This window comes from Sulfitobacter sp. F26204 (assembly GCF_026410305.1).
GTDB lineage: Bacteria > Pseudomonadota > Alphaproteobacteria > Rhodobacterales > Rhodobacteraceae > Sulfitobacter.
Window position 1 is genome coordinate 104,813 of record NZ_JAPMLQ010000003.1, and the last position, 26,554, is coordinate 131,366.

A 26,554-nucleotide genomic window follows, 5' to 3' on the forward strand; every position below is an offset into this window, starting at 1 on the left:
CCGCCCCCAGTGACCAGAACCCATTTGCGACCACTTGACGCCGGGCGTGGCGCATGAGCAAGGTTTCGGTCAGGTTTGATGGCGGGCACCGCTCTATGAGCCTTGCGCGAAACACCAACCAAAGGACGCTGCTATGTCCGTATCACGCTCAGCAATCCGTATTCCTCTAGATACAGACAAACCCAAGCGCTTTGTCTTTGTATTGCTCGATCAGTTCAGTTTGATGTGTTTTGCCACAGCGATCGACAGCCTGCGTATCGCGAACCGGATGGGGGGCAAGGCTCTCTATGTCTGGACAACCATGGGTGAAGGTGGCGACATTGTTCAATGTTCTGCCGGATCCACCTTCAAGCTGGATCATGACCTGACCGATTTGACCCGGGATGATGTGATCATGGTTTGCGGTGGCATGGATGTGCAGGATGCCACGACTAAGAAGGTGCTGGGCTGGTTGCGCCGCGAAGCCCGCAAGGGATTGGTTGTCGGCGGGCTATGCACTGCCGCCTATACCTTGGCCAAGGCTGGATTGCTTGATGGAAAAAGGGCGACCATCCATTGGGAAAATCAGGATAGTTTCGCCGAAGAATTCGAGGAAGTTGATCTGACCAAGTCGGTTTTTGTCGTGGATGGCAACAGGTTGACGACCGCTGGTGGCACTTCATCGATTGATCTGATGCTGAAACTCATTGCCGATGATCACGGTGAAGAGCTTGCCAATGCGGTGGCGGATCAATTGATCTATTCCTCTATCCGCACCGATCAGGACACCCAACGTCTATCCGTGCCAACCCGGATCGGGGTCCGGCACCCGAAATTGTCTCAAGTTATCCAGATGATGGAGAACAACATCGAAGAGCCGATAAGCCCATCACTTTTGGCCAAAGAAGTCGGCATGTCGACGCGTCAGCTAGAACGGCTTTTCCGACGTTACCTCAACCGTTCACCCAAGCGGTACTACATGGAATTGCGTCTGCAGAAGGCACGCAACCTGTTGATGCAGACCGACATGAGCGTGATCAACGTGGCGTTGGCCTGCGGCTTTGCATCGCCCTCGCATTTTTCCAAATGCTATCGTGCTCACTACGAAACGACACCCTACCGCGAACGCGGGTCACATGCGGCGCGCTTGTCGATCTAGCCTTCCAAAAGTGACCATCTGGTTTCATTGGACAAGATCGGGTACCCTGCTGTGCTCGTTTACACCGGCTGCGTCCGGGTGTTTGCATGATCCATTCGCTTTTGCGCCTTTGCTCTATTCCTTGCTGGGTTGGCGGTGGTGGTTCCCTGGCCTGTTGATCAACCCACGTCGTTCAAGGCGTTATGATGGCACCCCACGATAGTAAAAGCAGTCACCCCCCGCTGGTCAGGACCGTAGAGAGCAGGATTTTTACACCCATGTCAGGCCAGTTGGATACATAGACAAATCGGTGAAACGCAGGAAATTCGGTAACTAATGAGGAAAACGCATGTCTTTCTTCCCGAAATTCCACTGTTCATCGCGCAATCGTACTTTTGCTGTGAAAATGGCAAGATTGCATCCTTGATGGGGGCGCAAGGACCAATGACGGAACGGGAAAAATGCCTTTTCTTTTGATATTTGCCCGCATAGGCTCTGGCGCGAACATCATGTTCCAACAAGGGAGATCCACATGAAAAAGATGCTTATGGCCACAACGGCTGCGGCTCTGGTTGCAACAAGCGCATTTGCCGATGGCCACGCCAAAGAAGTGAAGCTCGGGATTCTGTTCGGTTTTACCGGTCCGATTGAATCACTGACGGGTCCAATGTCTGCAGGTGCAGAGATGGCCATGAAAGAAGTTACCGACAGCGGCATGCTGCTGGACGGTGCAAAGGTTACCTCTATTCGCGCGGATGGCGGGTGCATTGACAATGGTATGGCAACTGCCGGTGCCGAACGTTTGCTTGCTGAAGGCATCAACGGTCTGGTTGGATCGGATTGTTCCGGTGTGACAGGCGCTGTTTTGCAGAACGTCGCCATTCCAAACGGCATGGTCATGATCTCGCCTTCTGCGACATCACCGGGCCTGACAACCATGGAAGACAACGGGCTGTTTTTCCGCACTTCTCCTTCCGATGCGCGCGAAGGTGAAGTGATGGCAGAAATTCTGCAGGAACGTGGCGTGAAATCCATTGCCCTGACCTATACCAATAACGACTATGGCAAGGGTCTGGCTGACGCGATCGAATCCTCGTTCAAGGCGATTGGTGGCGAAGTGACGATCGTTGCGGCGCATGAAGACGGCAAGGCTGACTATTCTGCCGAAGTTGGTGCCTTGGCCTCTGCCGGCGGTGACCTTCTGGTCGTTGCGGGCTACCTTGATCAGGGGGGTGCTGGCATCATCAAATCCGCGCTGGATGCAGGGGCTTGGGAAACCTTTGGTCTGCCAGGTGGTATGATCGGTGAAAACCTGCCCAAGACCATTGGTCCTGACCTTGACGGTTCTTATGGTCAGATTGCGGGTTCGCAGGGCAACGGCATCGACAAACTTGTCGAAATGGCCGGTGACGCGTTTGACGCCACCTCCCCTTACACACCTGAATCCTATGACGCAGCAGCGTTGTTCATGATGGCGATGCAGGCCGCAAACTCTACCGATCCAGCGGACTATAAAGACAAGATCCTTGAGGTTGCCAACGCGCCGGGCGAGAAAATCTATCCTGGTGAACTGGGCAAGGCACTTGAACTTATCAAGGCTGGCAAAGACGTGGACTATGTCGGCGCATCTGCTGTTGAACTGATCGGACCGGGCGAATCAGCGGGTACCTATCGTATGATCGAAGTCAAAGACGGTAAAAACGAAACCATCGGTTTCAAATAAGCTGACGCATAAAGCTGAAAGCAGCCCTCACATTTCTGTGGGCTGCTTTCACATATATAAGATCAAAATGATCATAGCCGCCAAAGTGTGGCAACGGGGATAGTTATATGGTGCAACGGCAAGAGCACATGATCGTCGTCGACGATCTTCACAAGCATTTCGGTGGGTTTCATGCAGTCGACGGCGCAAGCCTGACGATTGACCGTGGTTCCATAACCGGATTGATCGGGCCAAACGGAGCTGGAAAAACCACTCTTTTCAATGTTATCGCAGGAGTTCTTCAACCGACCTCAGGCCGCGTCTATATGGATGGCGAAGACATAACAGGCGTGCCGCCGCATGATTTGTTTCACAAGGGATTGCTGCGGACCTTTCAGATCGCTCATGAGTTTCATTCGATGACTTGCCGCGAGAATCTGATGATGGTGCCGGGGGGGCAATCGGGGGAAACCCTGTGGAACACCTGGTTCGGGCGCAAGCGCATCGCGGATGAAGAACGCGCCCTGCGCGCCAAGGCCGATGAGGTGTTGGAATTTCTCACCGTTGAACATCTGGCAGAGCAGAAGGCCGGCCAGATTTCCGGGGGGCAGAAAAAGCTGCTTGAACTGGGGCGTACCATGATGGTGGATGCCAAGATCGTGTTTCTCGACGAAGTCGGCGCAGGTGTGAACCGCACCCTGCTCAACACGATTGGTGACGCGATCATCCGTTTGAATCAGGAGCGCGGCTATACCTTTGTGGTGATCGAACACGACATGGATTTCATCGGCCGCCTCTGTGATCCGGTGATCTGTATGGCCGAAGGACATGTCTTGGCCGAAGGTACCCTGGCCGAGATCAAGGCGAATGAACAGGTGATCGAGGCCTATCTCGGCACAGGCCTGAAAAACAAAACCAAGGTGGGGGCATGACCCATCTTCTGCATTATTCTAACGACACTCAAGAAAAGAGACGCGTAGCATGAGCGATCCGTATGGTGACCGCGGCAACAAAGATCTGTCAATCGGCAATCCCAAGGGCATGGGCTCTGAAATTCCGCAACGCAGCGGTGCCAGTTTTTCCGCACCGGGAGGGCCTTTTCTGATCGGGGACTCGATGACGGCAGGCTATGGAAACGGGCCGGACATCCTGCATGATTGTACGATTGCCGTGGACAAGGGCGAAATTGCCGTGATCGTCGGTCCAAACGGTGCGGGCAAATCAACGGGTATGAAGGCCGTGTTCGGCATGCTCGATATGCGTAAGGGTCATGTGCGGCTGGACGGCGAGGACATTACCGATTTGTCACCACAAGACAGAGTGGCCAAGGGTATGGGATTTGTGCCGCAAACATCAAACATATTTACCTCGATGACTGTGGAAGAAAATCTGGAAATGGGTGCCTTCATCCGCACGGACGATTTCTCAGACACCATGGCGCAGGTTTATGACCTGTTTCCGATCCTCAAGGACAAACGCCTGCAGGCGGCGGGTGAACTTTCAGGCGGCCAGCGCCAACAAGTCGCGGTGGGGCGTGCGTTGATGACGCAACCCAAGGTGCTGATGCTGGACGAACCCACGGCAGGCGTATCTCCGATTGTGATGGATGAGTTGTTTGATCGTATCATCGAGGTCGCCCGCACGGGCATCCCGATCCTGATGGTGGAACAGAATGCGCGGCAGGCGCTGGAGATTGCCGACAAGGGCTATGTACTGGTGCAAGGAGCGAATGCCTATTCGGGGACGGGCAAGGAACTGCTGGCCGATCCCGAAGTGCGCAAATCGTTTTTGGGGGGCTGATCGATGGATTTTCTCAATGCAATTATCGCCTTTCTGAACTACGTCTTTATCCCCGGCGTGGCGTATGGCTCACAACTGGCGCTTGGCGCGCTTGGTGTCACGCTGGTCTATGGCATCTTGCGGTTTTCCAACTTTGCCCATGGTGACACCATGGCGCTTGGGTCGATGGCGACGGTTTTGATGACTTGGCTTTTCCAAAGCTGGGGCATTTCGCTGGGGCCGTTGCCGACTGCCCTGCTCGCCCTGCCCTTTGGTATCCTGTTTACCATCGGACTACTGCTGTTTACCGACCGTGCCGTCTATAAGTTCTATCGTGTTAAAAAGGCCAAGCCGGTGATCCTTGTGATTGTCAGTCTGGGAATTACCTTTATCTACAACGGCGTGACGCGGTTTATTATCGGCCCGGATGATCAGAACTTTTTTGACGGGGAGCGCTTTATCATTTCGGCGCGGGAGTTCAAGAAAGCGACCGGGTTGGCAGAAGGATTGTCGTTCAAGACCACCCAGGGCATTACGATCGTGACAGCCGTTATCGTGGTTGTTGCCCTGTTCTGGTTCCTGAACAAGACACGGGCGGGCAAGTCGATGCGCGCTTATTCCGATAACGAGGATCTGGCCTTGCTTTCGGGCATTAATCCGGAACGTGTGGTCATGATTACCTGGATCATCGTCGCCTTTTTGACGACCATCGCCGGGGTACTGTACGGGCTTGATAAATCTTTCAAACCCTTCACTTATTTCCAATTGCTGCTGCCAATCTTCGCCAGTGCGATCGTCGGTGGCCTGGGAAATCCCATCGGGGCCATTGCAGGAGGCTTTGTGATTGCGTTTTCCGAGGTGACGATCACCTATGCCTGGAAAAAAATCCTGGTCTATCTGATGCCCGAAAGTTTGGAGCCGAGCGGCCTCGTCCAGCTTCTCAGTACGGACTATAAGTTCGCAGTCAGCTTTGTAATCTTGTTAATCGTGTTGTTGTTCAAACCCACGGGTCTATTCAAGGGGCAGTCGGTATGACCGAGACACTTAAGAATACGTTATTGTTTGGTGCAATCGCACTGGTAATCGCCTTTGTCGGGTTTCAGCAAAGCTGGAACTCCGCCCTGTTGATCATTGCGATGGGACTGATTTCAAGCATCATGGCCCTGGGTGTGAACCTGCAATGGGGGTTTGCCGGATTGTTCAATGTCGGTATCATGGGGTTTGTTGCACTCGGTGGTCTGGCGGCGGTTTTGATCGGTATGCCGCCCACAGAAGGCGGCTTTGCCGCAGGTGGTCTAGGGATTATCGGCGCACTTCTATTGGGGGCGGGCACGATTGTCGCGGCCATCCAGGTCATGCGCCGGATGGCGGCAGGTCCTTTGCGAAATCTGATCGTTATCGCCGTCCTGGTTGCTGGCTTCTTTCTGTTTCGTGCATTGCTTGACCCTGCCGTTGCGCGGATCGAAGAAATCAATTCGGCAGAGACAGGGTATCTTGGCGGGCTTGGCCTGCCTGTGCTTATTGCCTGGCCTGTTGGTGGGCTTTTTGCGGCGGCTGCGGCATGGCTCATTGGCAAGACCGCACTCGGGTTGCGTTCGGATTACCTTGCCATTGCGACGCTCGGAATTGCCGAAATCATTATCGCGATCTTGAAAAACGAAGACTGGCTGACACGGGGTGTCAAGAATGTGATTGGCGTTCCTCGTCCGGTACCATTCGAGATTGATCTGCAGAACGATCCCGCTTTTGTGGAACGTGCAGCGGCTTTTGGCATGGACCCGGTTGAAGGGTCGACCTTGTATGTAAAGGTTCTGTATATTCTTCTCTTCGCTGCGGTGCTGTTGTTGTTGATGTGGATGTCGCAACGTGCATTGCACAGCCCTTGGGGCCGAATGTTGCGGGCAATCCGTGACAACGAGGTTGCCGCCGAAGCCATGGGTAAGGATGTTACCGCGCGGCATCTACAGGTTTTCATTCTCGGCTCCGCGGTCTGTGGTATCGCGGGGGCGATGATGACGACACTTGATGGACAATTGACGCCGGGCACCTACCAGCCGCTGCGCTTTACCTTTCTTGTCTGGGTCATGGTCATCGTAGGTGGATCTGGAAATAACCTTGGTGCGGTGCTGGGCGGTTTCCTGATCTGGTTCCTTTGGGTTCAGGTGGAGCCAATGGGCCTGTGGTTGATGAATGTTGTCACCTCCGGGATGGAAGACGGCTCGGCCTTGAAGGTACATTTGATTGAATCAGCCGCCCATATGCGGCTGTTGACGATGGGCATCGTGTTGCTGGCTGTTCTGCGCTTCAGTCCGCGCGGATTGATACCCGAGAGGTAAGCGCAGCCTCAGAAGGTCAGCCGCCCGCCGGGGAATGCGGAACTGGACAAATGAAATGAAGGGGGAGCGCCGAGAGGCCGCCCCCTTTTTCGATTTCGACGTGTCAGCGGCCTTTGAACAGCCCTCCAAGGATACCACGTACAATCCGCCGCCCTGTGGTGCCTTTCAGCTCCTTGATCACAACATTGGCAACGGCGGCACCGAACCCTTCCTGGGCCTTGCGGCGCGGCGCGCGAGAGGTGGATCGGCTGACGCCCTTGCCTGCATAGCGTCGCGCATTGCTGAACTCGCGCAGGGCCGGGGTTGAGGTCTGCTCGGCTTCTTCTTCGGCCTTGGCAGCTTCGATTGCGGCTTTCTCCGCACGCGCGCGCAGAATTTCAAAGGCAGAATTCCGGTCAAGGCGCTGGTCATATTTCCCCGCCATCGCGGATTGCGCCATCAGTGCGGCGCGTTCGCCCGCGCTGATCGGGCCAAGTTGCGAAGAGGGAGGACGGATCAATGTTCGTTCGACGATACCGGGGACCCCCTTTTTTTGCAGAAACGAAGTGACCGCTTCGCCGACGCCAACTTCGCGGATGGCCTCCTCGGTGTCAAAACGCGGATTTTCGCGGTAGGTTTCGGCAGCCATGCGCAACTCCCGGCGGTCTCTTGCTGTGAAGGCCCGCAAGGCATGTTGGACACGGTTGCCCAGCTGACCGAGGATGTCTTCAGGTACGTCCGCCGGGTTCTGGGTGATAAAATAGACTCCGACACCTTTGGAACGGATCAGACGTGCGACCTGTTCAACTTTGTCAACTAGCGCCTTCGGCGCATCATCAAACAGCAAATGTGCCTCGTCGAAGAAAAACACAAGTTTTGGCTTCTCCGGGTCGCCAATTTCTGGCAGTTCCTCGAACAGTTCGGAAAGCAACCAAAGCAGGAAGGTCGCATATAGTTTAGGTGCCCCCATCAATTGATCCGCCGCGAGAATATTGATGACACCGCGCCCGTCCGCGTCCCGGCGCATAAGGTCGCTCAACGCCAACGCCGGTTCACCAAAGAGTTCGGCAGCCCCCTGGTTTTCAAGCACCAGCAAACGGCGCTGGATTGTGCCGACGGAAGAGGCCGAGACATTGCCATAGCGCAGGGCAAGTTCCTTGGCATTTTCGCCGATCCAGACCAACAAGGCTTGCAGGTCCTTGAGATCGAGCAAAGGCAAACCATCTTCATCGGCGACACGGAAGGCAATGTTGAGAATACCTTCCTGGGCTTCGGACAGGCCAAGCAATTGCGACAAAAGAAGCGGGCCCATTTCGGAAACGGTAGTGCGTACCGGATGACCTTGTTGTCCATAAAGATCCCAGAAGGTTACGGGGAACGCATCATAGGAAAATTCGGAAAATCCAATGGTTTCAGCGCGGCTGGTAAATGCACCGTGCAGTTTGTGATCGGCACTGCCAGATTTGGCGAGGCCGGACAGATCACCTTTGACGTCGGAGAGGAACACCGGCACACCTTCTGCGGCAAATCCCTCGGCAAGGATCTGGAGTGTCACTGTTTTCCCAGTCCCCGTGGCGCCCGCAATCAACCCGTGGCGGTTGGCGTAACCGATGTTGAGAAATTGTTGAGTGGCGTAATCTGTGCCGCCTCCTCCGATAAAAATGTCTTTGGTCACGCGCGGGTTCCTCTCAGGTGGTGCCATGGTGGTTTCTGCATGAGCATACAAAGTTAACAATTGCATGCCATAGTCATTCCTGTCGCTGGTGCATATGTCCTTTTGCACCTGCAACAAATCCTCCCTGTCAGACTGGCCGCGCCCTCGGGTGCGGTCCTTTTTACTTCGGGCGCGCGCGCTTTGCCGGTGAAGATCGCGTTTGTTGCTAAAATATTGATTTTCAAGTACTTAAATTTGTTGACCGACCCGCGATGCTTTCGTAACGTAACGGCATAAGTCGGCCTAGTTCGACGGGGAGAAAGATCAGGGAAGGGAACGTTAATCGTTCCCTTTCCCTTTCCCTTTTTCTGTTTCGGAGCACGCTTTTGTTGTGCGTCTGTTGCCAAGCGGATCTTTGCCGGATCTTGAATCTGACAAGATCACATTTTTGCGGAACGTCACTGACATTGCGAGAATGGCGTGCTAGATGGCGAGAAAGCAACAAATGTGGATTTGACATGAGCAAGTTTTTCACCGCACTGCCCCTTTGCGCCGCTTTGGCGCTGATGGCCCCGCAGAATGGTATCGCCCAGACCGCGACATCTGAGACGGCAACAACCCAAGAGGCAGAACCGCAGTCGGGCGCAGCGACACAGGTTCAGGACCAATTGAGCCTTGGGGAGGATGCCACAAAGGACCCGGAGCTGGGCAAACCCTATACACAGGAAGTGATCGGTGCCTGGGAAATGCGCTGTATCAAGACCGAAGCAGAGAACGATCCCTGCCAGATGTACCAGCTTCTGGATGACGGTCAGGGCGCACCGGTTGCGGAGATCTCGTTATTCCGTCTGCCCAAAGGTGGCAAGGCCGAAGCGGGCGCAACGGTTGTCGTGCCGCTTGAAACCTCCCTGCCCCAGCAATTGACCATCGCCGTCGATGGTGGCAAGGCTCGGCGCTATCCTTATGCCTTTTGTAATCCCGTCGGCTGTTATGCCCGGTTGGGGTTGACCCCTGCAGATGTGCAAGCGTTCAAGCGGGGCAAAGCGGCAGAGATCACGATCATTCCTGCATTGGCACCGGATCAGCAGGTTAAGCTTAGCCTGTCGTTGGAAGGATTCACCGCCAGCTACAACAAGGTGTCCGTGATCGAGCAGTAATTCCCCTGACTGCCAGAAATTGAAAGGCCGCTCCCGTCGGGGGCGGTCTTTTGCAATCAGACCTTGCGCAGGGCAATCACGGCGTTCATCCCCCCAAAGGCAAAGGCATTGCTGAGAGCGACATTAATCTCTGCCTCACGCGCCTCGTTGGGCACTACGTCAAGCGCACATTCCGGGTCGGCTTCTTCGTAGCCGATGGTTGGGGCAATGACGCCGTCGCGCAGTGCCATGATACAGGCCAGCAGTTCCACGGCTCCGGTGCCGCCGATCAGATGGCCGTGCATGGATTTGGTCGATGAGATCATGAGCCGGTCTGCGTGCGGCCCGAAGACATCGGCGACAGCAGCACATTCCGTTTTGTCATTTGCAGCAGTTCCAGTGCCATGGGCGTTGATATATCCCACTTCTTCGCGGTTGAGACCCGCGTCGGCCAATGCGCCCGACATCGCGCGGGCAGCGCCGGCTTTGGATGGCATAACGATGTCGCTGGCGTCCGAAGTCATGGCAAATCCCACGACCTCGCATAGAATGTCGGCGCCCCGCTTGCGGGCATGCTCCAGTTCCTCAAAAACAAAAACGCCGGCACCCTCACCCTGTACCATCCCATTGCGGTTTGCGGAAAACGGACGACATGCATCGCGGCTCATGACGCGCAGGCCTTCCCAGGCCTTCACCCCGCCAAAACACAGCATGGATTCCGATCCGCCTGTGACCATTGCGGGGGCCATGCCAGAGCGCACCAACGACAAGGCCTGTGCCATGGCGTGATTGGATGAGGCGCAGGCCGTCGAGACCGTAAAGGAGGGCCCCTTGAGGTTCCATTCCATGCTGACATGGCTGGCGGCGGCATTGTTCATCAATTTGGGCACCACAAAGGGATGAACGCGGTTTTTGCCTTCTTCATAAACCGCCCGGTAATTGTCATCCCAGGTAGAGACACCACCGCCGGCGGTGCCCAGAACGACACCGGACCTGGCAGCAAGTTCGCCAGAGAAAATCAGGCCGGATTGTTCAATAGCTTCTTTTGCTGCTGCCAAAGTGAACTGGGTAAACCGGTCATAAAGTGACATCTGTTGGCGATTATAACGGCCTTCGGCCTCAAAGCCGCGCACCTGTCCACCGATCTGGATTTGCAGACGCTCCACATCGCGAAATTCCAACGGGCCGATACCACAGACCCCTTCGCGCATCGCTTTCAAAGTATCCGCAACTGTCTGTCCCAGCGCGTTGATCGTGCCAGCGCCAGTGATGACGACACGTTTCATCGCACTATGCCTGTTCGGCCTTCAGCCGTTTGATACCCTCGATGATCCTGCCGACAGAGGAAATGTCAAAATCGGACTCGGATGGATTGTTCGCATTGAAAGGCACAGTGATGTCAAAGGCCTCCTCGATCGCGAAAATGCTTTCGACCAAACCCAGACTGTCAATGCCGAGGCTCTCCAGAGAACTGTCCAGCGTCACGTCTTCCGGTTCCAGCACGGCCTGTTCTGCAATGATAGCGATTACTTGATCAGTGATATTCATGAAAACGTCCTTGGTGGAGGTTCGGTTAGAGAATTAGCCATTCCTGTCCGATTTGAAAACCGTTTTCCGCATTTCTGCGACCTCACGAAGCAGGCGCGGCAGACGGCGCAGGGCCTTGTATTGCTCGACCTGTTTGTCCATCTGTGTTGCTGGATAGCCCAGCATCGTACGACCCGCAGGTACGTTGGACATCACTTTTGTACCCCCCCCCGCGATCACACCATCACCGAGAAAGATGTTGTCGTTGACCCCGACTTGCCCTGCCAGAACGACATTGTTGCCAATACGGGCGGATCCGCCGATGGCGACCTGCCCGCAGATCAGACAGTTATCGCCGATGGTCACATTATGCCCAAGATGCACCTGATTATCGAGCTTGGTATTAGTACCGATCGTGGTATCGCGGATCGTCCCGCAGTCGATGGTACAGCCCATGCCAATTTCAACATCATCGGCCAGCGTGACTGCACCAAGAGAGTGGATGCGGATCCATGGCTGGGCCACTGCCTCGCCCTGATCACCCAAGGTCTTTCGTGCCGATTCCACTGTTGAGGGTTCCGCCGTCACAAAGGAAAATCCATCGCCGCCGATCCGTGCTCCGGGCTGAATGATGCAGCGATCTCCGATTGTGACACGCGCACCGATACTGACCTGTTCGCGCAGGAATGCCTGTTCGCCAATCGTCACGTCCATGCCGATAAAGCAATGTGGTCCGATCACGGACCCCCGGGCAATGCGTGCCCCTGCCGAGATGATGGCCAGCGGTCCAACACTCACGTCTGCAGCCAGAACAGCCGATGGATCAATGATTGCCGAGGGATGGATACCCGTTGCAAACCCCTGTCCCGGGTCAAGCATTTTGGTCATGCCGGACATTGCAAAGCGCGGTCTCGACGGGAAAATCGCGGCCTTCAGCCCCATCGCCTGCCAATCGGCTCCGGGCCAGACCATCGCTGCCTTGGCTGCTCCGGCAGAGAGGTGCTCGGCGTATTTCGGGCTCATCGCAAGCGCAAGATCAGTCGGTCCTGCGCTTTGTGGTTCGGCGGCGCGGGCTATTACCATGGCCGTGTCGCCAGCCGCCTCGGCCCCCAATGTTTTCGCAATTTCAGCAACAGTATATGACATGGGCGTTACCTTTTTGGCCGTAGGCCGTGAGATTTACCCCTGAACGGCACCCAAGACCACCCCTGCACGCGACAGCGCATTCCAGATCTTGGCGTCACGCCCATAAACGTCTGCGCGATATTCCGTGTGTCCGCGCGCATTGGTCACTGCGGTTCGATAGATCAGATGGACGGGAACCGGCTCTTTCAGCATGATCTTGGATTCGCTGCCGGATCGCAGCACTGATTGAAAATAGCCCTCTGGATCGGCCTCTTGTACCGCAAGTAGTGCATAGGCAAAGTCAAAGGGTTGGGCCAACCGGACACAGCCATGGCTAAAGGCGCGCACATCACGGGCAAAGAGGCTTTTGGCCGGGGTGTCATGCAGGTAGATATTGTATTTATTCGGGAACATGAATTTCACCAGTCCTAGGGCATTTGATCTGCTGGGAGGCTGACGCATGGAAAATGGGAAATTCCGTTCGTTGTATTGTGAAAAGTTCACGGCACCACGATTAACCTTGCGACCGCGTCGATCCGTAATCTCGATATAGCTGACAGCATTGGGATTACGTTTAAGCGCAGGAAGATATTCCTTGGTCACAATCGAGCGCGGCACATACCAGCTCGGGTTCACAACCATATGTGTCATCATATCCGAAAACTCGGGTGTCGGGCGGTCGCCCTTGTTGGCACCAATCACCGACCGGGTATAGAAGGTCAGCTTGTCATCATCCATTATCTTGGCGGAAAAGTCGGGGAGGTTGACAAGGATATGGCGTTTGCCACGATCGGTATTGAACCAGCGTTCCCGTTCAAGCGCGACCATCACCGATTGCAGGCGATTTTCAACGCCTACATTGATCTGGCGCATGGTGGCTGCGCCGGCCACGCCGTCATCGTTCAAACCATGTGCCATTTGAAACTGCTGGACAGCAGCCTGTATGTCCGCGTCATATTCCCGAGTATTGGTCCGTTCCAGATACTCCATTGCAATCAATCGATTGCGCAGGGCAATGACCGCATTCCCGCTGTCTCCGGGTTTCAGCGACTTGGCGGGTACGGTTGCGCCCCAGCCTCCACTGCTCAGCAGTCGCTCCATCGCGACCTTTTCCTTGATCAACGCATTGTATTCCATGCTGGTCGGCGGCAAGGCACGAAAGAAAGCCGCAGGTTTAGCGGTGGTCAAATCCGACAGATAGCTGCCGCGATCCCGATAGGGAATTTCGCGCACCATTGCGGGATCGATCGAACGCGGAGTCAGCATGCCCGTCTGGATGTCGCGGGCGTATTTTAAGAAGACCCGGCTCATTTCGACCTCGGCCATGCCACGGTCGCGGGCGGTGCGGACAGAGGCCAATGTGTTCATCAGACCATCGGGATCATACCGCGCTACGGGCAGGCCGTGCGCCGCTACTGACCGGATTGCCCGCATCAGTTCGGCACGCCGGGCGCGGTCAACTTCACCGGCACCGGTCCAAATCGGCCTATAGCCGTTTTCACGATAAAATCCGGCAATGTCATCATCCTGTGCCGCAGCTTCCGCGATGGCTTGCTTGAACGCTGTGACCTGTGCAGCACCAGAACGGGGTGCCAAGGACAGCGCCGCGCCAAAGGCGATCACAAAGCCGGCCATCAAAGCCTGTCTTCTAGAAAACTGAGTAAGGAAGGCCGTTCGCATCATTGAAATCCCCAAGGTAACGCAGGCTTGTACCGTCTTGCCCGCTTTAGCCCTGATTTTCCTAATGGACGAGGCCCCTGTCCAATAACAATGGTGTAAAACAGGAACAAATTCGGGGCTGATGCCAAAAGATCACCGGTATTTCTGCAGCCTTCTGAGACGGGTCACGCTTTGAGCAGAAAATTGCCTAAAGTTGTTCCAACTTTGCAGATAGGTGATTAAAAGCTTGGTTCAAGATTTTGGCTATGACATAAAAAGGTTGCATCTGGGGACCAAGTTTTAACGCCCATGTAACATCATGGACACAGGCAGAAGACGGGACAGACGACCTATGACTGGAACAAGCTCAACGGGGATGACCCGGCGCGCCCTTCTTGGGGCATTTGCAGCAACCGCAGTGGCAGCAGCGCCGACCTATTCAAATGCAGCAGGTTTCTTGAGGGGGGGTGGCGATATTCGCCGCATCAAGATGTATTCAGGCCGTACCGGCGAACGCATCGATATGATCTACTGGATCGAAGGAAATTACATCAAAGAAGCAGTGCAGGAATTGAACTACTTCATGCGTGACTGGCGCACGGATGGGGTAAAGACAATTGATTTGCGTACTGTCGATATCATGGCTGCTGCGCATAATTTGCTGGATGCTCCCGACCCCTACATGTTGTTGTCCGGCTATCGAAGCCCCAAGACCAACGCGATGTTGCGCGCCCGATCGGGCGGTGTCGCCAAAAACTCGCTACACATGCAGGGCAAAGCTGCGGATCTGCGGTTGGCTACCCGCTCGGTCAATCAGATTGCGCGTGCCGCTATCTCCTGTCGCAGCGGTGGCGTCGGCCGGTATTCAGGGTCCAATTTTGTGCATATGGATTGCGGCGTTGTCCGTAACTGGGGCGGCTGAAGATCCGCAGCACTATCTCCGAAACCTTCCTGTCTCCCTTGCATATTTGCTGCAGGATTTGATCTAATGTCGAAAATCTTGTGGTGACAATCCCGCTGCCGGCATCTTCAGTATCCTTGGTGTCGGTTTCGCTTCGCTCAACTGCCAGGCTGGGTCGCTCAATGTTTCCCAACGCCAACTGGATTGGCACATATCCCACAAATTGCGCTCCGCACGAAAATCCAGAAGATCAGCTGCCATGCTCGGATCTGCAAAACTCGCGGCGACATCGCCAGCGCGCCGGTCTTGAAACCGGTATGGGATCGTCTGCCCGCTGACCTTTTCATAGGTCTTGACCAGATCCAGTACTGAATGTCCCTCGCCTTTCCCCAAATTGACAGTATGGGACTGTCGATGACGCAATAGCTTCTCAAGGGATTGAACATGTCCCTTCGCCAGATCACAGACATGGATGTAATCGCGGATTCCTGTGCCATCAGGTGTGCCATAGTTCTGTCCAAAGATTGTGAGAAAGGGCAGTTCTTTCTTGGCGACCCGCGCCAGAAGCGGCATCAGATTGCCACCATTACTCAGCGGGGCCTCGCCGATTAGACCGGAGACATGAGCGCCAGCAGGATTGAAATACCGTAAAACTCCCACGTCCCACCCTTGCGGTTGGCGTATTTTCTGATTCAGAAATTGCTCGCCCAGCAATTTGGATAACCCGTAGGGATTTGTGTAACGCAATGGAGCGTGTTCCGGGATCGGCAGGGATTCCGGTGCACCATAGACCGTCGCACTGGAAGAATAGACCATCCTGTTCACGCCGTGGCGTTCCATTGCGCGCATCAGCGTCAACAAGGATACAATGTTGGCATTAAAAAACCGCTGGGGATTGGCAAGCGATTGCGGCACGGATTTCTTGGCGGCGAAATGTACCACCGCGTCGATTGCATATGTTTCAAACACCGCATCAAGGGCAAGCGAATCCCCCGCATCAACGTCATGGGCGATAACAGCATGGCCTGTGATCTGTGCCAGCCTCTCTGGTACATCCCGTGCCGCGTTCGAAAAGTTATCCAGGATCACAACTTGGTATCCTGCTTCGACCAGTGCGACATAGGTATGCGAACCGATGAAACCGGCACCACCGGTCAACAGAATTGTCGCAGGCATATTCGACCAACTTTCAACGCAATGGTACTTTGCCAAGTTTTATAGTCGGGTGAGCCAAGGATTCGGTTAAGTCGGTTCAGGCTATCAGGCGCTGACCCTATTTTTTGGTGATTGTATATTTGACAAACCCGTAACGTAAGTGCAGGCTCGGACTCCACTTTAAGGAGATTCGAGATATGTTTGGCACAACAATTTGCGGCCACTGCGGAAAGACTGGCACCAAAGCCCAAGAGATTTCCCCATCTGGGGCCAACTTCAAACAAGTCGCAATCTGCTGCTCCTCCTGCAGCGCAATTCTTGGGGTAACTGGATTTTTCGATGTCGGGGCGGTGGTTAAGGTTCAGGAGAAGAAGATAGATGCAATGACTCACCAGATTGGGGATTTAACTCGGGCGGTTGAAGATTTGCAGCGACAACTGCGTCAGTAAGGGTGCGGCAGGACTGAAAGTGGCTCCGCTCGCGCCATGCTCGCTCGGTGACATTCTCTGGCTTTTTCATGGTAATGTAATACCCCCAATGAGGTACTCATGATACCATGTTACGTGAAGGTATCATAGTACCTCATTCGACTTTTTTCTCGCCCGGCTTCTGCTTAACGATCTTCTTGAGCTGTTCCTCAAACCGTTCATCGTCGTCGTCCGTCTCTAGCTGGCGGGCGGCTTCTTTGAACTTGTCAAGTTGGGATTTATCTTTAGTCATTGCGACTTACTAACCTGTAATGTGAATGTGCATCGCGCGGTTTCCCGCTGGTGACGTAGTCAAGTAGGCCGCGCTTCTCCATCTCGACAAGCATATCGCGAGCCGTGTGCCATCTGGTTGTTGTAAGTATCCTCAGTGCACCGCTGACGTTGATCTTTCCGTGCTCCATCAAATAATTGACAATCTTCCGCTCTTCTGGCGTCAAGCTAAACGCTACGGCCCGTCCAAGGCTCTTGTACGCATCGCTATCCAAAGAGTTTGACCTATCGCGGACGTTGTTCCTTAAGGTGCATACGACACTGAGGTTGTCAGTTCGCTTTTGCTTAAACTCTGGCGGTGGCAGGTTTGCAGCAGTCATCTCTGCAACCATTCGTCTAGTGCCTTCGCTTATGCACCTGACTTCACCAAACTCTCTTAAACTGCGCATTACAAAAGGGTTTCGCGGGCGATGAGTGCCGACAATTGTCTCTGGAGTGATCTGAGGCATAAATCCCCCCGGGCTTTCAACCTCAATTCGATCATCAAACATGCGCACGAAAACAGGGGCATTCCGAATGTTAAAAGACCGGTGAACACAGGCGTTGACCAACATCTCATACCATGCATCGCGCGGATACTCTGGTACGGTAAAAAACTTACCATCACGAAATTCTGTGAACTCCCGCACACTTGAGTCAATCAAGTTGGCGGCTTCTTTGATCACTTCGACAATGGTTCCAGAAACCATTCGATCTTTGACGACGTTATACTGCTTGCCAGAAAGAGCTTCGGTCCCCTCATAGCGGAGGAAATGCACCAGAAGGCCTGGGAATACAGTCACAGGGTCTTGCGCAAATAGGACAGCGCAAGCGTTGTTGCACACAAAAGCACCGGAGCGCTCTCTGCCTAAGTGATATGCCTTGAGGATATCAGTTCGCGAATACTGGAGGTCAGTTGATACGTTATCCGTTACAAGCTTTGCAAACCTTGCTATGGCGTTTTCGTCAAAATCGTCGGGATAAACTAGGCCGCAAGGCTCTTGCTCAAACGAGCGCTCACCTTTGTCGATCCTGATCTCTTGTTTTTTTGAGTCGCTAAGTTTTTTGCACTCATCGCCAAGGCGCTCGTAAGCCTCTCCATTTGCAAGCTCAACAAGTTTGCCCTCAACATAGCGAATGCGCGCCAAAACGATGAAATCTTCACCCCCAGATACGTTTTTTGCTAAAACGCGCTTGGTTTCAAAGCGTCCATCTGGGCAGGCGTTTTCCCCAAGACGTTCGATCTTTGAGAGACCGTCTTGGTCCAGATGCGCGCAACCAGAAACCGTCCCATCGTTTTCAACCCCAACCGCTAAGACGCCTCCATCGACACTTGGCCCGTTTCCGAACGCTGAGAGGTACTTTGCCAACTCCTTTGGCTGTGTTCGGGCGGATTTCCGATCAAAGCGATGATCCTCAGTCAACCTAGAGAATAGCGTAACATCATCGCTGTCGTAGATTTGGTCTGGCGAGTAGAGCGCCTCTATTGGAGGCTTCTCCAGTAGATCAAGTAGTGAAAGTTGGTCGTTTTGTGGGTCTGCCATGTTACTCGACACTTACTCGACGCTTACTCGACATCAGATTTCTTGGTTAGGCGATTTATAGGTTAGGCGCTTGCCGACGACCGCTTCCAGCGCAACTTGAGAACGCTGAGCATCATCAAAGCCATTGGCAACGCGATTGTTGTAGCGGAAGTCGAACTCTGCCGCATAGCGGTGCAGGTGCTGCTTGCCACAGTGCTGGTACACGCCTTTCATGCCGCGCTTGAAGATACTGTAGAAGCCTTCGACGGTGTTGGTGTGAACCTGCGGCTTCTCGCGCTTCACGTATTCGCCCTTGCTGTGCGTGGTGAAGTCGTGACCAGCGAAATCGTCAGCCAGTTTCGTATACTGTTTGGCTTCGTCGGTGTAGATCACGGCCTCCTTGGCGATGTTCTCGCGCAGGATCGGAACCAGTGTGTCCTTCTTGATATCGTCAACAACGATGGACTTGGCTTGCTTGGTGTCGCGGTCCACAAGGGTCAGCATGGCATTCTTGTGAGCAAAGCCACGAGCGGTTTTGCTTTTCTTGTGCTTTGCGCCGATGAATGTTTCGTCAACTTCTACAGTGCCGCCATTGCCGCCGAACGGAGCAAGCGCACCGTCACGCATACACTCGCGGATGCGGTGCGTCAGAAACCATGCGGATTTGTAGGTGATTTCCAGAACACGGTGAAGCTGGTGGCTGCTGATGCCCTTCTTGCTGGACACCATCAGGTGAATGGCTTGCAGCCACTTGTGCATTTCGATGTGGCTTTCCTCGAAGATCGTACCTTTGCGCACCGTGAACTGCTTGCGGCACTCGCGGCACTTCCAGAGGCCGTGACGCTCTTTGCCCTCAGGGTTCTTCTTGCTTGCCTTAGTGCGGACGCCCTCCAGCTTGTAAGCTCGATCCACAACGCCACAGTGTGGGCAAACCGTTCCGTCGGCCCAGATGATGCTTTCAACGTGCGCAAAAGCAGCGGCTTCGTCGTGCATGTAGGCTTTGGACAGAACGGACATTGGGTTAACCTCTAACTTGTTGAGATTAAACTACGCATTCACCTTGGGTTTGTCAAATATACAATCACCTATTTTTTCGTGGGCCGTTCAAAGCGCGACCTGCGATAAAATTGCGTGAATCAACGCCATTCTCATCTTTACCCGTCACTAGATCGCCCCGTGGCCAGTAAACACTGTGACCAGCGTGCGCCAGAAAACATAGGTTTCCATGCGAAAACCCGATTTGGTGATGTAGCGCAGGTCCAGTTCCAGTTTGACCTGCGTTGCCTGTATGTCGCTGGTATAGCCTTGCACCACTTGGGACAGGCCGCTCAGCCCGGGGCGCACAATGTGACGGTTAGCGTAATCTGGCAACTGGTGGCGATATTGCCAGGCAAATTCAGGTTGTTCAGGCCGCGGGCCGATAAGGCTCATCTCTCCGCGCAGAACATTGAGGATCTGAGGTAATTCGTCGATACGGAACCTGCGTAATATCGCCCCAAAACGCATGATCCTGTGGCCTTCTGCATCGGCGAATTTTGCCTTGCCTACCTGAGGCCGCATGGTGCGGAATTTGAGCATGACAAAAATACGGTCGTGCTGACCAACACGTTTCTGAAAGTAGAATAACGGCCCTGGATTCAGCCAGGGATTCACCACTGCCAAGACAAGCGCGAGCGCCACCAGAACCGGTAGCAAGGCCAAAGAAAGACCTACGTCACTTAGCCGTTTGGCGCACCAAAACAGCCGCGTTCCCCCTACCCGCACGAGTTTGCCCTCCCATCACCTGCACTGGCACACAGGTGAAGATTGCGCGGAAAAAATTAACAAAGCGTTTCGGTTTTTCAGCAGATTTCGTATTGAAACCCCAATGCAGCGGATAATTTCCAGTGCTGGTTAGGCAACGCGCGCGGTCATCGTAACGGTCAGTGCATTCAGGATCGTCCCGGCGACGGCTTCACATTCCTTCAACGTAAGTCGCGTAGGAAGACGTACATCACAGGCCCGACTTAACATCGCTCGGGTTTTCGGCAATTCCTGGTTGTTTTTCAAAAACTTCCAGTTCCAGAATGCACGCGCATTATCGGCAGAGCGTCCAAAGACTTCTGTTTTCAATCCAAGCGATGCGGCCTGGTCTACAAAACAATCAACCTGCGTATCGGTCATATTGTCCAGATTGAATTGGATCGAATCTGGTGCGCGGGATTCGGCCGGCAAGGCAGTGGGAACATCAATCCATGGGCAGCCATCGAGAATTCGTGCCACATGATCATGATTGCGGCGCCCGCGTTTCACGCGTTGTGTCAATGCGTCAAGCTGCGGCCTGATCAATGCGGCCGAAAGGGTATTGAGGCGCATGTTGTACAAGGGAAGCCGGTTTTGCCATTTGGTAAAAACCTTGCCCAGAACAGGGTGTTTCTTCCAGTTATGCTCGTAAGCACCCGACATGATGACGGCCTGTGCAATCAGGTCTTCGTCATTGGTAATCAGAATCCCTCCCTCGCCTGAATTCAGCATTTTGTAAGATTGAAAACTGAAACAGCCGATCTTGCCAATTGTACCAATGTTGCGCCCCGCCCATGTTGTGCCAAGGCTGTGGGCGGCATCCTCGATCACGGGCACATTGGCAGCATTGGCCATTGTCATGATCGCATCCATATCCGAGGTATGGCCTCGCATGTGACTAATGATGACGGCGTCGCAATCTGGCAGCTTTTGCGCGAAATCATCAAGATCAATGCGATAGTTACTGCCGCATTCGCACAGCACGGGAACGCAATCCGCATGAACGACTGCTGATGGTACAGCGGCGAAGGTAAAAGCAGGCAGCAGAACTTTTGCATCGCGTGGCAGACCAAGCGCCTTGAGCGATAGAAACAAGGCCGCTGAACAGGACGATACCGCCAATGCGAACCTGCTCCCGAGGGCCTGGGCGAATTCCGCTTCCAATAGGGTAACCGGCGACTGATCAGAGCCATAGCGAAACAAGTCGCCCGTTTGCAGGATACGCGTTACTTCCGCCAATGCAGCATCCGGAATCGACTCTGCTGCGGTTAAATTAGGGAGCTTCGACATAACAGATCTATCCTGAATTAGGGTTGGCCATTAGACCATATCAAGGGAAAGTTGGGTATTTACAGCCAAAATATATGCGTACAAAAAATATATGGTATTGTTTGACTTCTCGACCACAACCTTTGCCCATTTCCGAAAATTTGGGATACCGGCCAATGACCAGCCCCCCGCTGCATTGCAAGATTGTTCGGGATGCAATGCAGGGGTGTGACATTGCAAGTTGACTACAATCGTTGAGGTGGGTTCGGCTGCGGCTGCGCCAGGGTGTATTTGATCGCAAACAGGAGCTTCCGCCCAGTCGCAAGCATATCTGTGTCAGAGGGTAAATCAGAAAAGATGGTGGTCCCAGCTGGATTCGAACCAGCGACCTCTCGCTTCGGAGGCGAGCACTCTATCCAGCTGAGCTATGGGACCGATAGCCATTCTGTCAAAGGCAACGGCACGGTGTTTTTTGAAAGACATTATTCCGCGCGGACAATGCCTCTCTCAATCGTCCTCCGTCTGTGGAGGGTGATACCCTGACCCAAAGTGCCAGAGTTCCACGGTGTTTCTATACATAAGCGCCGGGTGACCCGCAATGGGCGCAAACAAGGATTTAGCGACTTATCCCGCGCCAGCATTATCCACCGGTCTTGCGCGCGCTAGACCTGTCATACGTGAACCGACAGCCCTTGCAGTCTGGCGTTATTTGGATCAAGATCACGCCGTATCTAATTGACTATACACTATTTAATTGCGCGCGCACCAATTTTTCCCGGCGGTGACGCAGCCAATTTCTTGGTGTCAAAGCGTGTTATAGCTAGGCAAACAGATCGTGTGCCAACTCAAGCGCGTCAACCAACACATCGATTTCGGATTTGGTGTTATACATTGCCATGGAGGCGCGACAGGTTGCTGGCACGCCGAGATGCTCCATCAATGGCCCGGCACAATGCTGCCCTGCCCGTACTGCGACCCCCTTTTTATCAAGGATGGTCGAAATGTCATGGGCATGGGCTGCACCTTCCATGGTAAAGCTGAAAATCGCGCCCTTGTCTTTTGTCGCCCCTTGGACGGAGATCCAGTTCAAATCCTTCAATCTGGTGGCGGCGTAATCGCGCAAGCTGTCTTCATGGGCGGCAATTTCGTTCATGCCGACACCCATCATGTAATTCAGCGCCACGCCCAGACCGATGGTTTGCACGATTCCTGGTGTCCCTGCTTCGAACATCATTGGCGGATCGTTATAGATCACACCATCCTTGGTGACTTCCTTAATCATGTCACCCCCGCCGATAAACGGGCGCATCTGTCGCATCCGATCAGCCTTGATATAGATCGCACCGGACCCTGATGGGCCGTAAAGCTTGTGCCCGGTAATGGCGTAAAAATCACAGCCAAGATCCTGTACATCAACAGGCATATGCACAGCGGCTTGCGAACCATCGACAAGCACGGCAATACCTTTCGCATGAGCGGCCGCAGTGATGCTTTTCACATCCACCTTTGTGCCCAGGACATTTGACATCTGGGTGATCGCAATCAGCTTGGTTCTGGGTGTGATCGCATCAATAACGGCCTGCGGGTCAAGGGCACCGCTGGCATCCACGTCAACCCATTTGATCACAATACCCTGTCGTTCACGTAGAAAATGCCAGGGTACGATATTCGCGTGGTGCTCCATCACCGAAAGAATGATCTCGTCACCTGTTTGCATTTGCGGCATGGCCCACCCATAGGCGATCAGGTTGATCCCTTCTGTAGTGCCGGAGTTGAAAACGATTTCGTCTTCCGATCCTGCATTCAGAAATTTCGCAACGGTAGCACGCACAGATTCGTATTTGTCTGTTGCGAGATTGGACAGATAATGCAACCCGCGATGGACGTTGGCGTATTCCTGCGCATAGGCCTGTGTAATCGCGTCGATCACCACCTGTGGCTTTTGTGCCGAAGCGCCGTTGTCAAAATAAACCAAAGGTTTGCCATTAACCTCGCGGCTTAAAATGGGAAAATCACGACGGATTTCTGTAACATCAAACATCAACTCACCACTCCCAAAGCGGCACCGCCGATCATAGCGATGATGAACGCCAACCCCAGCACAAGTCCGACAAAGGCCACAAGTACCACCGCAAGGCCATGCCATGCCGACTTAAGGTTCAGGGCAACTACAAGAAAATTCAGAAATATCCAAAGGCCCCAAACCGCGACCACCAGTGACATCACCGCCCCTATCGGTGGAATCGCGAGTGACAGCACCACAATGCCGGTTTGGGCAATGGCACGCAGCACCTGAAACCAGACAACCAGAGCCAGAACATCCATCAGGTTGCCCTTGCCACCTGTGGCCATCCCCGCCCAGTACATTGCGTGAATATAGACCACCATCAGTCCGGCGATCAAAACAAACAGGGTTAAAGGTTTGTCAAAATAACCTGGCAAAGGCATTGATGTGGTACTGGCCGAGGTGGTGACGATCAGCATGATCAGAAAGGTATTCAGAACCGCCACCAGCGCCAAAGCGGTCCACAAGACATCACGCCCCAGATTCATCGCCATAATCAATCCCGCAGCACCCCGCGGATCGCGAATGCTTGTCTGGATCAATGGGGCAAAGGCCTGTTGTATCATGTGCTTGTGTCCAAAGGCAGCGCATTGGCGGCACGAAAACCGCTGATCCAGAACCATAAGAATGCAACGAACCAAAGCACACCAACACCCGTCATCTCAACCCCCGGTCCGACAAATCCCGCAGTCAGACCCCAGAGCAACATGATCGGCGCGGAGGCCAATAACGCCCAGAACAATGCCAAACGAGCACCATACCCGGTGATTTCTTGCCGCAGGAATCTGGCAATGACGTAGGTCACCGCGCCCAGAGCGTAAAGCAGCAAAGGCGCGATGAAAAGCCAGGCGAGCAAGGAAGCCCCCATGAGCATCTGAAGGTTGTCTCCGGTCACAAAGGCTTCGCGCGCCAAACGTGGGGTTTGGGCAACAAAGACCATCAGACAGCCGACCATGAGATAGACCAATGCGCGGTCTTCGCGCGGTCCCTCACTTAGAATCCGGCGCACAACGCGGCCCGGCCCCCGATAGGTGGCCACAATATCACGGGTGGCCGGCATCAGCTGCGGCGACGTGCAAGCCAGCCGGTCAGCCGTTCAAGGATTTCTTCCTTCAACGTTTCAGCCTCGATTTCCTCAACAGCCTCGGCGAGGAAGGACAGTGTCAGCAAATCAGTCGCATCACCCTTGGAAATACCTCGTGCCCGCAAATAGAACAACGCGTCCTCGTCGATTGCGCCAGAGGTGGAGCCATGTGAGCAGATGACATCATCGGCGTAGATTTCAAGCTCTGGTTTGGCAAGGAACTGGCTGTCCTCATCCAGGAGCAAGGATTGGCTGATCTGATATCCATCGGTCTTTTGAGCATCGGCTTTGACCAGGATCTTGCCCTGAAAAACGCCAACTGCACCGTTGCGCAACACTTTTTTGAAAACCTGACGGCTTTCGCAATTTACCGCGTCATGTGTGATGAAAACCGTGTCATCGTGGTGGAATTCACCATCGCCGACACAAGCGCCCGCAACATGTGCCTTGGCGTCATCACCTGTCAGTTCCAGTACAACCTCGTTACGGGTCATCACACCGTTGACCGTTAGCGTAAAGGATTTGAATTCTGATTCTGTTCCAAGACGCCCAAAGATATGAGTCGCAGCGCGACGTTCATGATCACGCCCCTGTGCGCGGATATGATTGAAACTGGCAGTGTTGCCAACCTCGACTTCAATCACCTTGTTGAACCGCGCAGCGGCAGGACCATTTTCCAACAGCGTCACCTCTGTCCCCGGATCCAGCTTGATGCAGTGGTGCAAGATCGCATCCGAAGTATCTGAATTATGTGTATAAATCAGGTTTATGGGTTTGCTGGGGGTGCGCGACACGTGGATCAGGACACCATCTGTGGCAAGTGCTGTGTTGAGCGCAGCCAAAGGACGCGCAACAGGTGACTGCCCGTGGGACTCAAGCACACCATATACGTCTCGCGCCCAGTGCAGATCGCTCTGCGCTGTTGCCAGCCGCTCGATGGTGATCCCTTCAAGAGCCAAATCGTCAGAGGCCGCCGCATCGAAAACGCCATCAACAAACACAATCTTCAGCCGGTCCATTTCGCCGAACAAGGGAGGCTCGTCATTTTGAAAAATTGCCGCAGTGGGTGCCGTCGCCTGCGTCAAACTGTCGGGTCGTGTATATTTCCAATATTCGTCGCGTCGGTCAGGCAAACCCATCTTGCGCAGTCGCATCAACGCGTCTTCACGCGCAGATTTTGACCAGCCCGAAAATGTCACGCTATGTGCGGTGATCATCGCCTCGGTTGGATCGGTTTTTTCAGCGAGGGCTGTCATTACGCCACCTCTGCCAGAATATCGGCATAGCCGTTGTTTTCTACTTCCAGGGCAAGTTCAGGCCCGCCGCTTTTTACGATGCGGCCATCCGCCATGATGTGTACAACGTCCGGTTTGATATGGTCCAGAAGACGCTGATAATGGGTGATGACAAGAAAGCCACGGCCCTCGGAACGCAACGCGTTCACCCCTTCCGCAACCAGTTTCATCGCATCTACATCCAAACCGGAATCTGTTTCGTCAAGGATGCACATTTTTGGCTCAAGCATGGCCATCTGCAAGATTTCATTACGCTTTTTCTCGCCGCCGGAAAAACCCATGTTTACAGGACGCTTGAGCATATCCGCGTCGATCTTGAGTGCCTTTGCCTTGGCGCGGACCACTTTCAGGAATTCCGCTGCAGACATCTCTTCTTCGCCTCGCGCCTTGAGCTGTGAATTTACTGCAGTACGTAGAAAGGTCATGTTGCCCACGCCGGGGATTTCAACGGGGTATTGAAAGGCAAGGAACAGGCCAGCCGCGGCGCGTTCTTCCGGCTCCATCTCCAGCAGGTCAATCCCTTCAAGCGTGGCAGTGCCTTCGGTTACCTCATAGCCATCCTTGCCGGAAAGCACGTAGGATAGCGTCGATTTACCTGACCCGTTTGGCCCCATGATGGCATGGACTTCACCGCCCTTGATCTCCAGATCAACGCCCTTGAGGATCTGCTTGTCCTCGTCGTCAAGTTTCACGTTCAGGTTCTTGATGTTCAGCATTTTGTCATTCCTT

25 protein-coding genes and 1 tRNA gene are annotated in these 26,554 nt (G+C 54.0%); 9 read left to right on the forward strand and 17 right to left on the reverse strand.

Annotated elements, in window-relative coordinates:
• The first annotated feature begins 133 nt into the window (after positions 1-133).
• From OS190_RS09410 to OS190_RS09435, 6 genes are all read left to right on the forward strand, one after another.
• On the forward strand, positions 134-1,138 hold the full coding sequence (locus OS190_RS09410) for a GlxA family transcriptional regulator (protein WP_267158440.1): 1,005 nt from the start codon (positions 134-136) through the stop codon (positions 1,136-1,138).
• A 511-nt stretch (positions 1,139-1,649) separates the two neighbouring features.
• The gene (locus OS190_RS09415; RefSeq protein ID WP_267158441.1) at positions 1,650-2,840 is read left to right on the forward strand and encodes an ABC transporter substrate-binding protein; all 1,191 of its coding nucleotides are present in this window, start codon (positions 1,650-1,652) and stop codon (positions 2,838-2,840) included.
• Between the two features lie 128 nt (positions 2,841-2,968).
• Positions 2,969-3,751 carry an ABC transporter ATP-binding protein gene (locus OS190_RS09420; RefSeq protein WP_267158442.1) on the forward strand — a complete coding sequence of 261 codons (783 nt, stop codon included), beginning with the start codon at positions 2,969-2,971 and terminating at the stop codon, positions 3,749-3,751.
• Positions 3,752-3,800: 49 nt separating this feature from the next.
• The gene (locus OS190_RS09425) at positions 3,801-4,619 is read left to right on the forward strand and encodes an ABC transporter ATP-binding protein (protein WP_267158443.1); all 819 of its coding nucleotides are present in this window, start codon (positions 3,801-3,803) and stop codon (positions 4,617-4,619) included.
• Positions 4,620-4,622: 3 nt separating this feature from the next.
• Positions 4,623-5,633, forward strand: coding sequence for a branched-chain amino acid ABC transporter permease (locus OS190_RS09430; protein WP_267158444.1), 1,011 nt, complete (start codon positions 4,623-4,625; stop codon positions 5,631-5,633).
• The gene (locus OS190_RS09435; RefSeq protein WP_267158445.1) at positions 5,630-6,934 is read left to right on the forward strand and encodes an ABC transporter permease subunit; all 1,305 of its coding nucleotides are present in this window, start codon (positions 5,630-5,632) and stop codon (positions 6,932-6,934) included. Before OS190_RS09430 ends, OS190_RS09435 begins: the two co-directional genes overlap by 4 nt.
• Positions 6,935-7,037: 103 nt before the next feature.
• On the opposite strand, the gene OS190_RS09440 is transcribed toward OS190_RS09435, so the two are convergent.
• Positions 7,038-8,615 (reverse strand): helicase HerA-like domain-containing protein, encoded by a 1,578-nt coding sequence (locus OS190_RS09440; RefSeq protein WP_416237395.1) that lies wholly within the window; start codon positions 8,613-8,615, stop codon positions 7,038-7,040.
• A gap of 470 nt (positions 8,616-9,085) precedes the next feature.
• Between OS190_RS09440 and OS190_RS09445 the strand changes: the two genes are divergently transcribed.
• Positions 9,086-9,724 (forward strand): invasion associated locus B family protein, encoded by a 639-nt coding sequence (locus tag OS190_RS09445; RefSeq protein ID WP_267158447.1) that lies wholly within the window; start codon positions 9,086-9,088, stop codon positions 9,722-9,724.
• Between the two features lie 56 nt (positions 9,725-9,780).
• Here the strand turns inward: OS190_RS09445 and OS190_RS09450 are convergent, their stop codons facing one another.
• From OS190_RS09450 to OS190_RS09465, 4 genes are read right to left on the reverse strand one after another with little or no spacing between them, the layout of a single operon-like run.
• Complete coding sequence (locus tag OS190_RS09450) at positions 9,781-10,989, reverse strand: beta-ketoacyl-[acyl-carrier-protein] synthase family protein (RefSeq protein WP_267158448.1); 1,209 nt, start codon at positions 10,987-10,989, stop codon at positions 9,781-9,783.
• A 4-nt stretch (positions 10,990-10,993) separates the two neighbouring features.
• Entirely contained in the window at positions 10,994-11,251 is a 258-nt protein-coding gene (locus tag OS190_RS09455; protein WP_267158449.1) for an acyl carrier protein, read from the reverse strand.
• 33 nt (positions 11,252-11,284) lie between these two features.
• Positions 11,285-12,376 (reverse strand): UDP-3-O-(3-hydroxymyristoyl)glucosamine N-acyltransferase, encoded by a 1,092-nt coding sequence (gene lpxD, locus OS190_RS09460; protein WP_267158450.1) that lies wholly within the window; start codon positions 12,374-12,376, stop codon positions 11,285-11,287.
• A 33-nt stretch (positions 12,377-12,409) separates the two neighbouring features.
• Complete coding sequence (locus tag OS190_RS09465; protein ID WP_267158451.1) at positions 12,410-13,990, reverse strand: L,D-transpeptidase family protein; 1,581 nt, start codon at positions 13,988-13,990, stop codon at positions 12,410-12,412.
• A 376-nt stretch (positions 13,991-14,366) separates the two neighbouring features.
• On the opposite strand from OS190_RS09465, the gene mepK reads away from it, so the two are divergent.
• The gene (gene mepK, locus OS190_RS09470) at positions 14,367-14,936 is read left to right on the forward strand and encodes a peptidoglycan L,D-endopeptidase MepK (protein ID WP_267158452.1); all 570 of its coding nucleotides are present in this window, start codon (positions 14,367-14,369) and stop codon (positions 14,934-14,936) included.
• 63 nt (positions 14,937-14,999) lie between these two features.
• On the opposite strand, the gene galE is transcribed toward mepK, so the two are convergent.
• The gene (galE, locus tag OS190_RS09475; RefSeq protein WP_267158453.1) at positions 15,000-16,091 is read right to left on the reverse strand and encodes a UDP-glucose 4-epimerase GalE; all 1,092 of its coding nucleotides are present in this window, start codon (positions 16,089-16,091) and stop codon (positions 15,000-15,002) included.
• 176 nt (positions 16,092-16,267) lie between these two features.
• On the opposite strand from galE, the gene OS190_RS09480 reads away from it, so the two are divergent.
• Positions 16,268-16,519 carry a hypothetical protein gene (locus tag OS190_RS09480; RefSeq protein WP_267158454.1) on the forward strand — a complete coding sequence of 84 codons (252 nt, stop codon included), beginning with the start codon at positions 16,268-16,270 and terminating at the stop codon, positions 16,517-16,519.
• Between the two features lie 133 nt (positions 16,520-16,652).
• Here OS190_RS09480 and OS190_RS09485 read toward each other — a convergent pair whose 3' ends face one another.
• From OS190_RS09485 to sufC, 11 genes are all read right to left on the reverse strand, one after another.
• Positions 16,653-16,790 carry a hypothetical protein gene (locus tag OS190_RS09485; protein ID WP_267158455.1) on the reverse strand — a complete coding sequence of 46 codons (138 nt, stop codon included), beginning with the start codon at positions 16,788-16,790 and terminating at the stop codon, positions 16,653-16,655.
• The gene (locus tag OS190_RS09490) at positions 16,783-18,351 is read right to left on the reverse strand and encodes an ATP-binding protein (protein WP_267158456.1); all 1,569 of its coding nucleotides are present in this window, start codon (positions 18,349-18,351) and stop codon (positions 16,783-16,785) included. Before OS190_RS09490 ends, OS190_RS09485 begins: the two co-directional genes overlap by 8 nt.
• Positions 18,352-18,384: 33 nt before the next feature.
• A complete protein-coding gene (locus OS190_RS09495; RefSeq protein WP_267158457.1) occupies positions 18,385-19,347 on the reverse strand; it encodes an IS1595 family transposase in 963 nt (320 codons plus the stop codon).
• 147 nt (positions 19,348-19,494) lie between these two features.
• Complete coding sequence (locus OS190_RS09500; RefSeq protein WP_267158458.1) at positions 19,495-20,094, reverse strand: sugar transferase; 600 nt, start codon at positions 20,092-20,094, stop codon at positions 19,495-19,497.
• 129 nt (positions 20,095-20,223) lie between these two features.
• A complete protein-coding gene (locus OS190_RS09505) occupies positions 20,224-21,402 on the reverse strand; it encodes a DegT/DnrJ/EryC1/StrS family aminotransferase (protein WP_267158459.1) in 1,179 nt (392 codons plus the stop codon).
• 337 nt (positions 21,403-21,739) lie between these two features.
• Positions 21,740-21,816: transfer RNA gene (locus OS190_RS09510), tRNA-Arg, on the reverse strand.
• Between the two features lie 385 nt (positions 21,817-22,201).
• Complete coding sequence (locus OS190_RS09515) at positions 22,202-23,422, reverse strand: cysteine desulfurase (protein ID WP_267158460.1); 1,221 nt, start codon at positions 23,420-23,422, stop codon at positions 22,202-22,204.
• Entirely contained in the window at positions 23,422-24,012 is a 591-nt protein-coding gene (locus tag OS190_RS09520; protein ID WP_267158461.1) for a Yip1 family protein, read from the reverse strand. The genes OS190_RS09515 and OS190_RS09520 overlap by 1 nt, the downstream gene beginning before the upstream one ends.
• Positions 24,009-24,506 (reverse strand): YIP1 family protein, encoded by a 498-nt coding sequence (locus OS190_RS09525; RefSeq protein ID WP_267158462.1) that lies wholly within the window; start codon positions 24,504-24,506, stop codon positions 24,009-24,011. The genes OS190_RS09520 and OS190_RS09525 overlap by 4 nt, the downstream gene beginning before the upstream one ends.
• Entirely contained in the window at positions 24,506-25,786 is a 1,281-nt protein-coding gene (gene sufD, locus OS190_RS09530) for a Fe-S cluster assembly protein SufD (protein WP_267158463.1), read from the reverse strand. The genes OS190_RS09525 and sufD overlap by 1 nt, the downstream gene beginning before the upstream one ends.
• Positions 25,786-26,541 carry a Fe-S cluster assembly ATPase SufC gene (gene sufC / locus OS190_RS09535; RefSeq protein WP_267158464.1) on the reverse strand — a complete coding sequence of 252 codons (756 nt, stop codon included), beginning with the start codon at positions 26,539-26,541 and terminating at the stop codon, positions 25,786-25,788. The genes sufD and sufC overlap by 1 nt, the downstream gene beginning before the upstream one ends.
• Between the last annotated feature and the right edge of the window lie 13 nt (positions 26,542-26,554).

Bases quoted from the DNA above. Each gene is read 5' to 3' on its own strand.
- OS190_RS09410 (WP_267158440.1), top strand. From the start codon at position 134: ATGTCCGTATCACGCTCAGCAATCCGTATTCCTCTAGATACAGACAAA.
- OS190_RS09415 (WP_267158441.1), top strand. From the start codon at position 1,650: ATGAAAAAGATGCTTATGGCCACAACGGCTGCGGCTCTGGTTGCAACA.
- OS190_RS09420 (WP_267158442.1), top strand. From the start codon at position 2,969: ATGATCGTCGTCGACGATCTTCACAAGCATTTCGGTGGGTTTCATGCA.
- OS190_RS09425 (WP_267158443.1), top strand. From the start codon at position 3,801: ATGAGCGATCCGTATGGTGACCGCGGCAACAAAGATCTGTCAATCGGC.
- OS190_RS09430 (WP_267158444.1), top strand. From the start codon at position 4,623: ATGGATTTTCTCAATGCAATTATCGCCTTTCTGAACTACGTCTTTATC.
- OS190_RS09435 (WP_267158445.1), top strand. From the start codon at position 5,630: ATGACCGAGACACTTAAGAATACGTTATTGTTTGGTGCAATCGCACTG.
- OS190_RS09440 (WP_416237395.1), bottom strand. From the start codon at position 8,615: ATGGCACCACCTGAGAGGAACCCGCGCGTGACCAAAGACATTTTTATC.
- OS190_RS09445 (WP_267158447.1), top strand. From the start codon at position 9,086: ATGAGCAAGTTTTTCACCGCACTGCCCCTTTGCGCCGCTTTGGCGCTG.
- OS190_RS09450 (WP_267158448.1), bottom strand. From the start codon at position 10,989: ATGAAACGTGTCGTCATCACTGGCGCTGGCACGATCAACGCGCTGGGA.
- OS190_RS09455 (WP_267158449.1), bottom strand. From the start codon at position 11,251: ATGAATATCACTGATCAAGTAATCGCTATCATTGCAGAACAGGCCGTG.
- lpxD (WP_267158450.1), bottom strand. From the start codon at position 12,376: ATGTCATATACTGTTGCTGAAATTGCGAAAACATTGGGGGCCGAGGCG.
- OS190_RS09465 (WP_267158451.1), bottom strand. From the start codon at position 13,990: ATGGCCGGCTTTGTGATCGCCTTTGGCGCGGCGCTGTCCTTGGCACCC.
- mepK (WP_267158452.1), top strand. From the start codon at position 14,367: ATGACTGGAACAAGCTCAACGGGGATGACCCGGCGCGCCCTTCTTGGG.
- galE (WP_267158453.1), bottom strand. From the start codon at position 16,091: ATGCCTGCGACAATTCTGTTGACCGGTGGTGCCGGTTTCATCGGTTCG.
- OS190_RS09480 (WP_267158454.1), top strand. From the start codon at position 16,268: ATGTTTGGCACAACAATTTGCGGCCACTGCGGAAAGACTGGCACCAAA.
- OS190_RS09485 (WP_267158455.1), bottom strand. From the start codon at position 16,790: ATGACTAAAGATAAATCCCAACTTGACAAGTTCAAAGAAGCCGCCCGC.
- OS190_RS09490 (WP_267158456.1), bottom strand. From the start codon at position 18,351: ATGGCAGACCCACAAAACGACCAACTTTCACTACTTGATCTACTGGAG.
- OS190_RS09495 (WP_267158457.1), bottom strand. From the start codon at position 19,347: ATGTCCGTTCTGTCCAAAGCCTACATGCACGACGAAGCCGCTGCTTTT.
- OS190_RS09505 (WP_267158459.1), bottom strand. From the start codon at position 21,402: ATGTCGAAGCTCCCTAATTTAACCGCAGCAGAGTCGATTCCGGATGCT.
- OS190_RS09515 (WP_267158460.1), bottom strand. From the start codon at position 23,422: ATGTTTGATGTTACAGAAATCCGTCGTGATTTTCCCATTTTAAGCCGC.
- OS190_RS09520 (WP_267158461.1), bottom strand. From the start codon at position 24,012: ATGATACAACAGGCCTTTGCCCCATTGATCCAGACAAGCATTCGCGAT.
- OS190_RS09525 (WP_267158462.1), bottom strand. From the start codon at position 24,506: ATGCCGGCCACCCGTGATATTGTGGCCACCTATCGGGGGCCGGGCCGC.
- sufD (WP_267158463.1), bottom strand. From the start codon at position 25,786: ATGACAGCCCTCGCTGAAAAAACCGATCCAACCGAGGCGATGATCACC.
- sufC (WP_267158464.1), bottom strand. From the start codon at position 26,541: ATGCTGAACATCAAGAACCTGAACGTGAAACTTGACGACGAGGACAAG.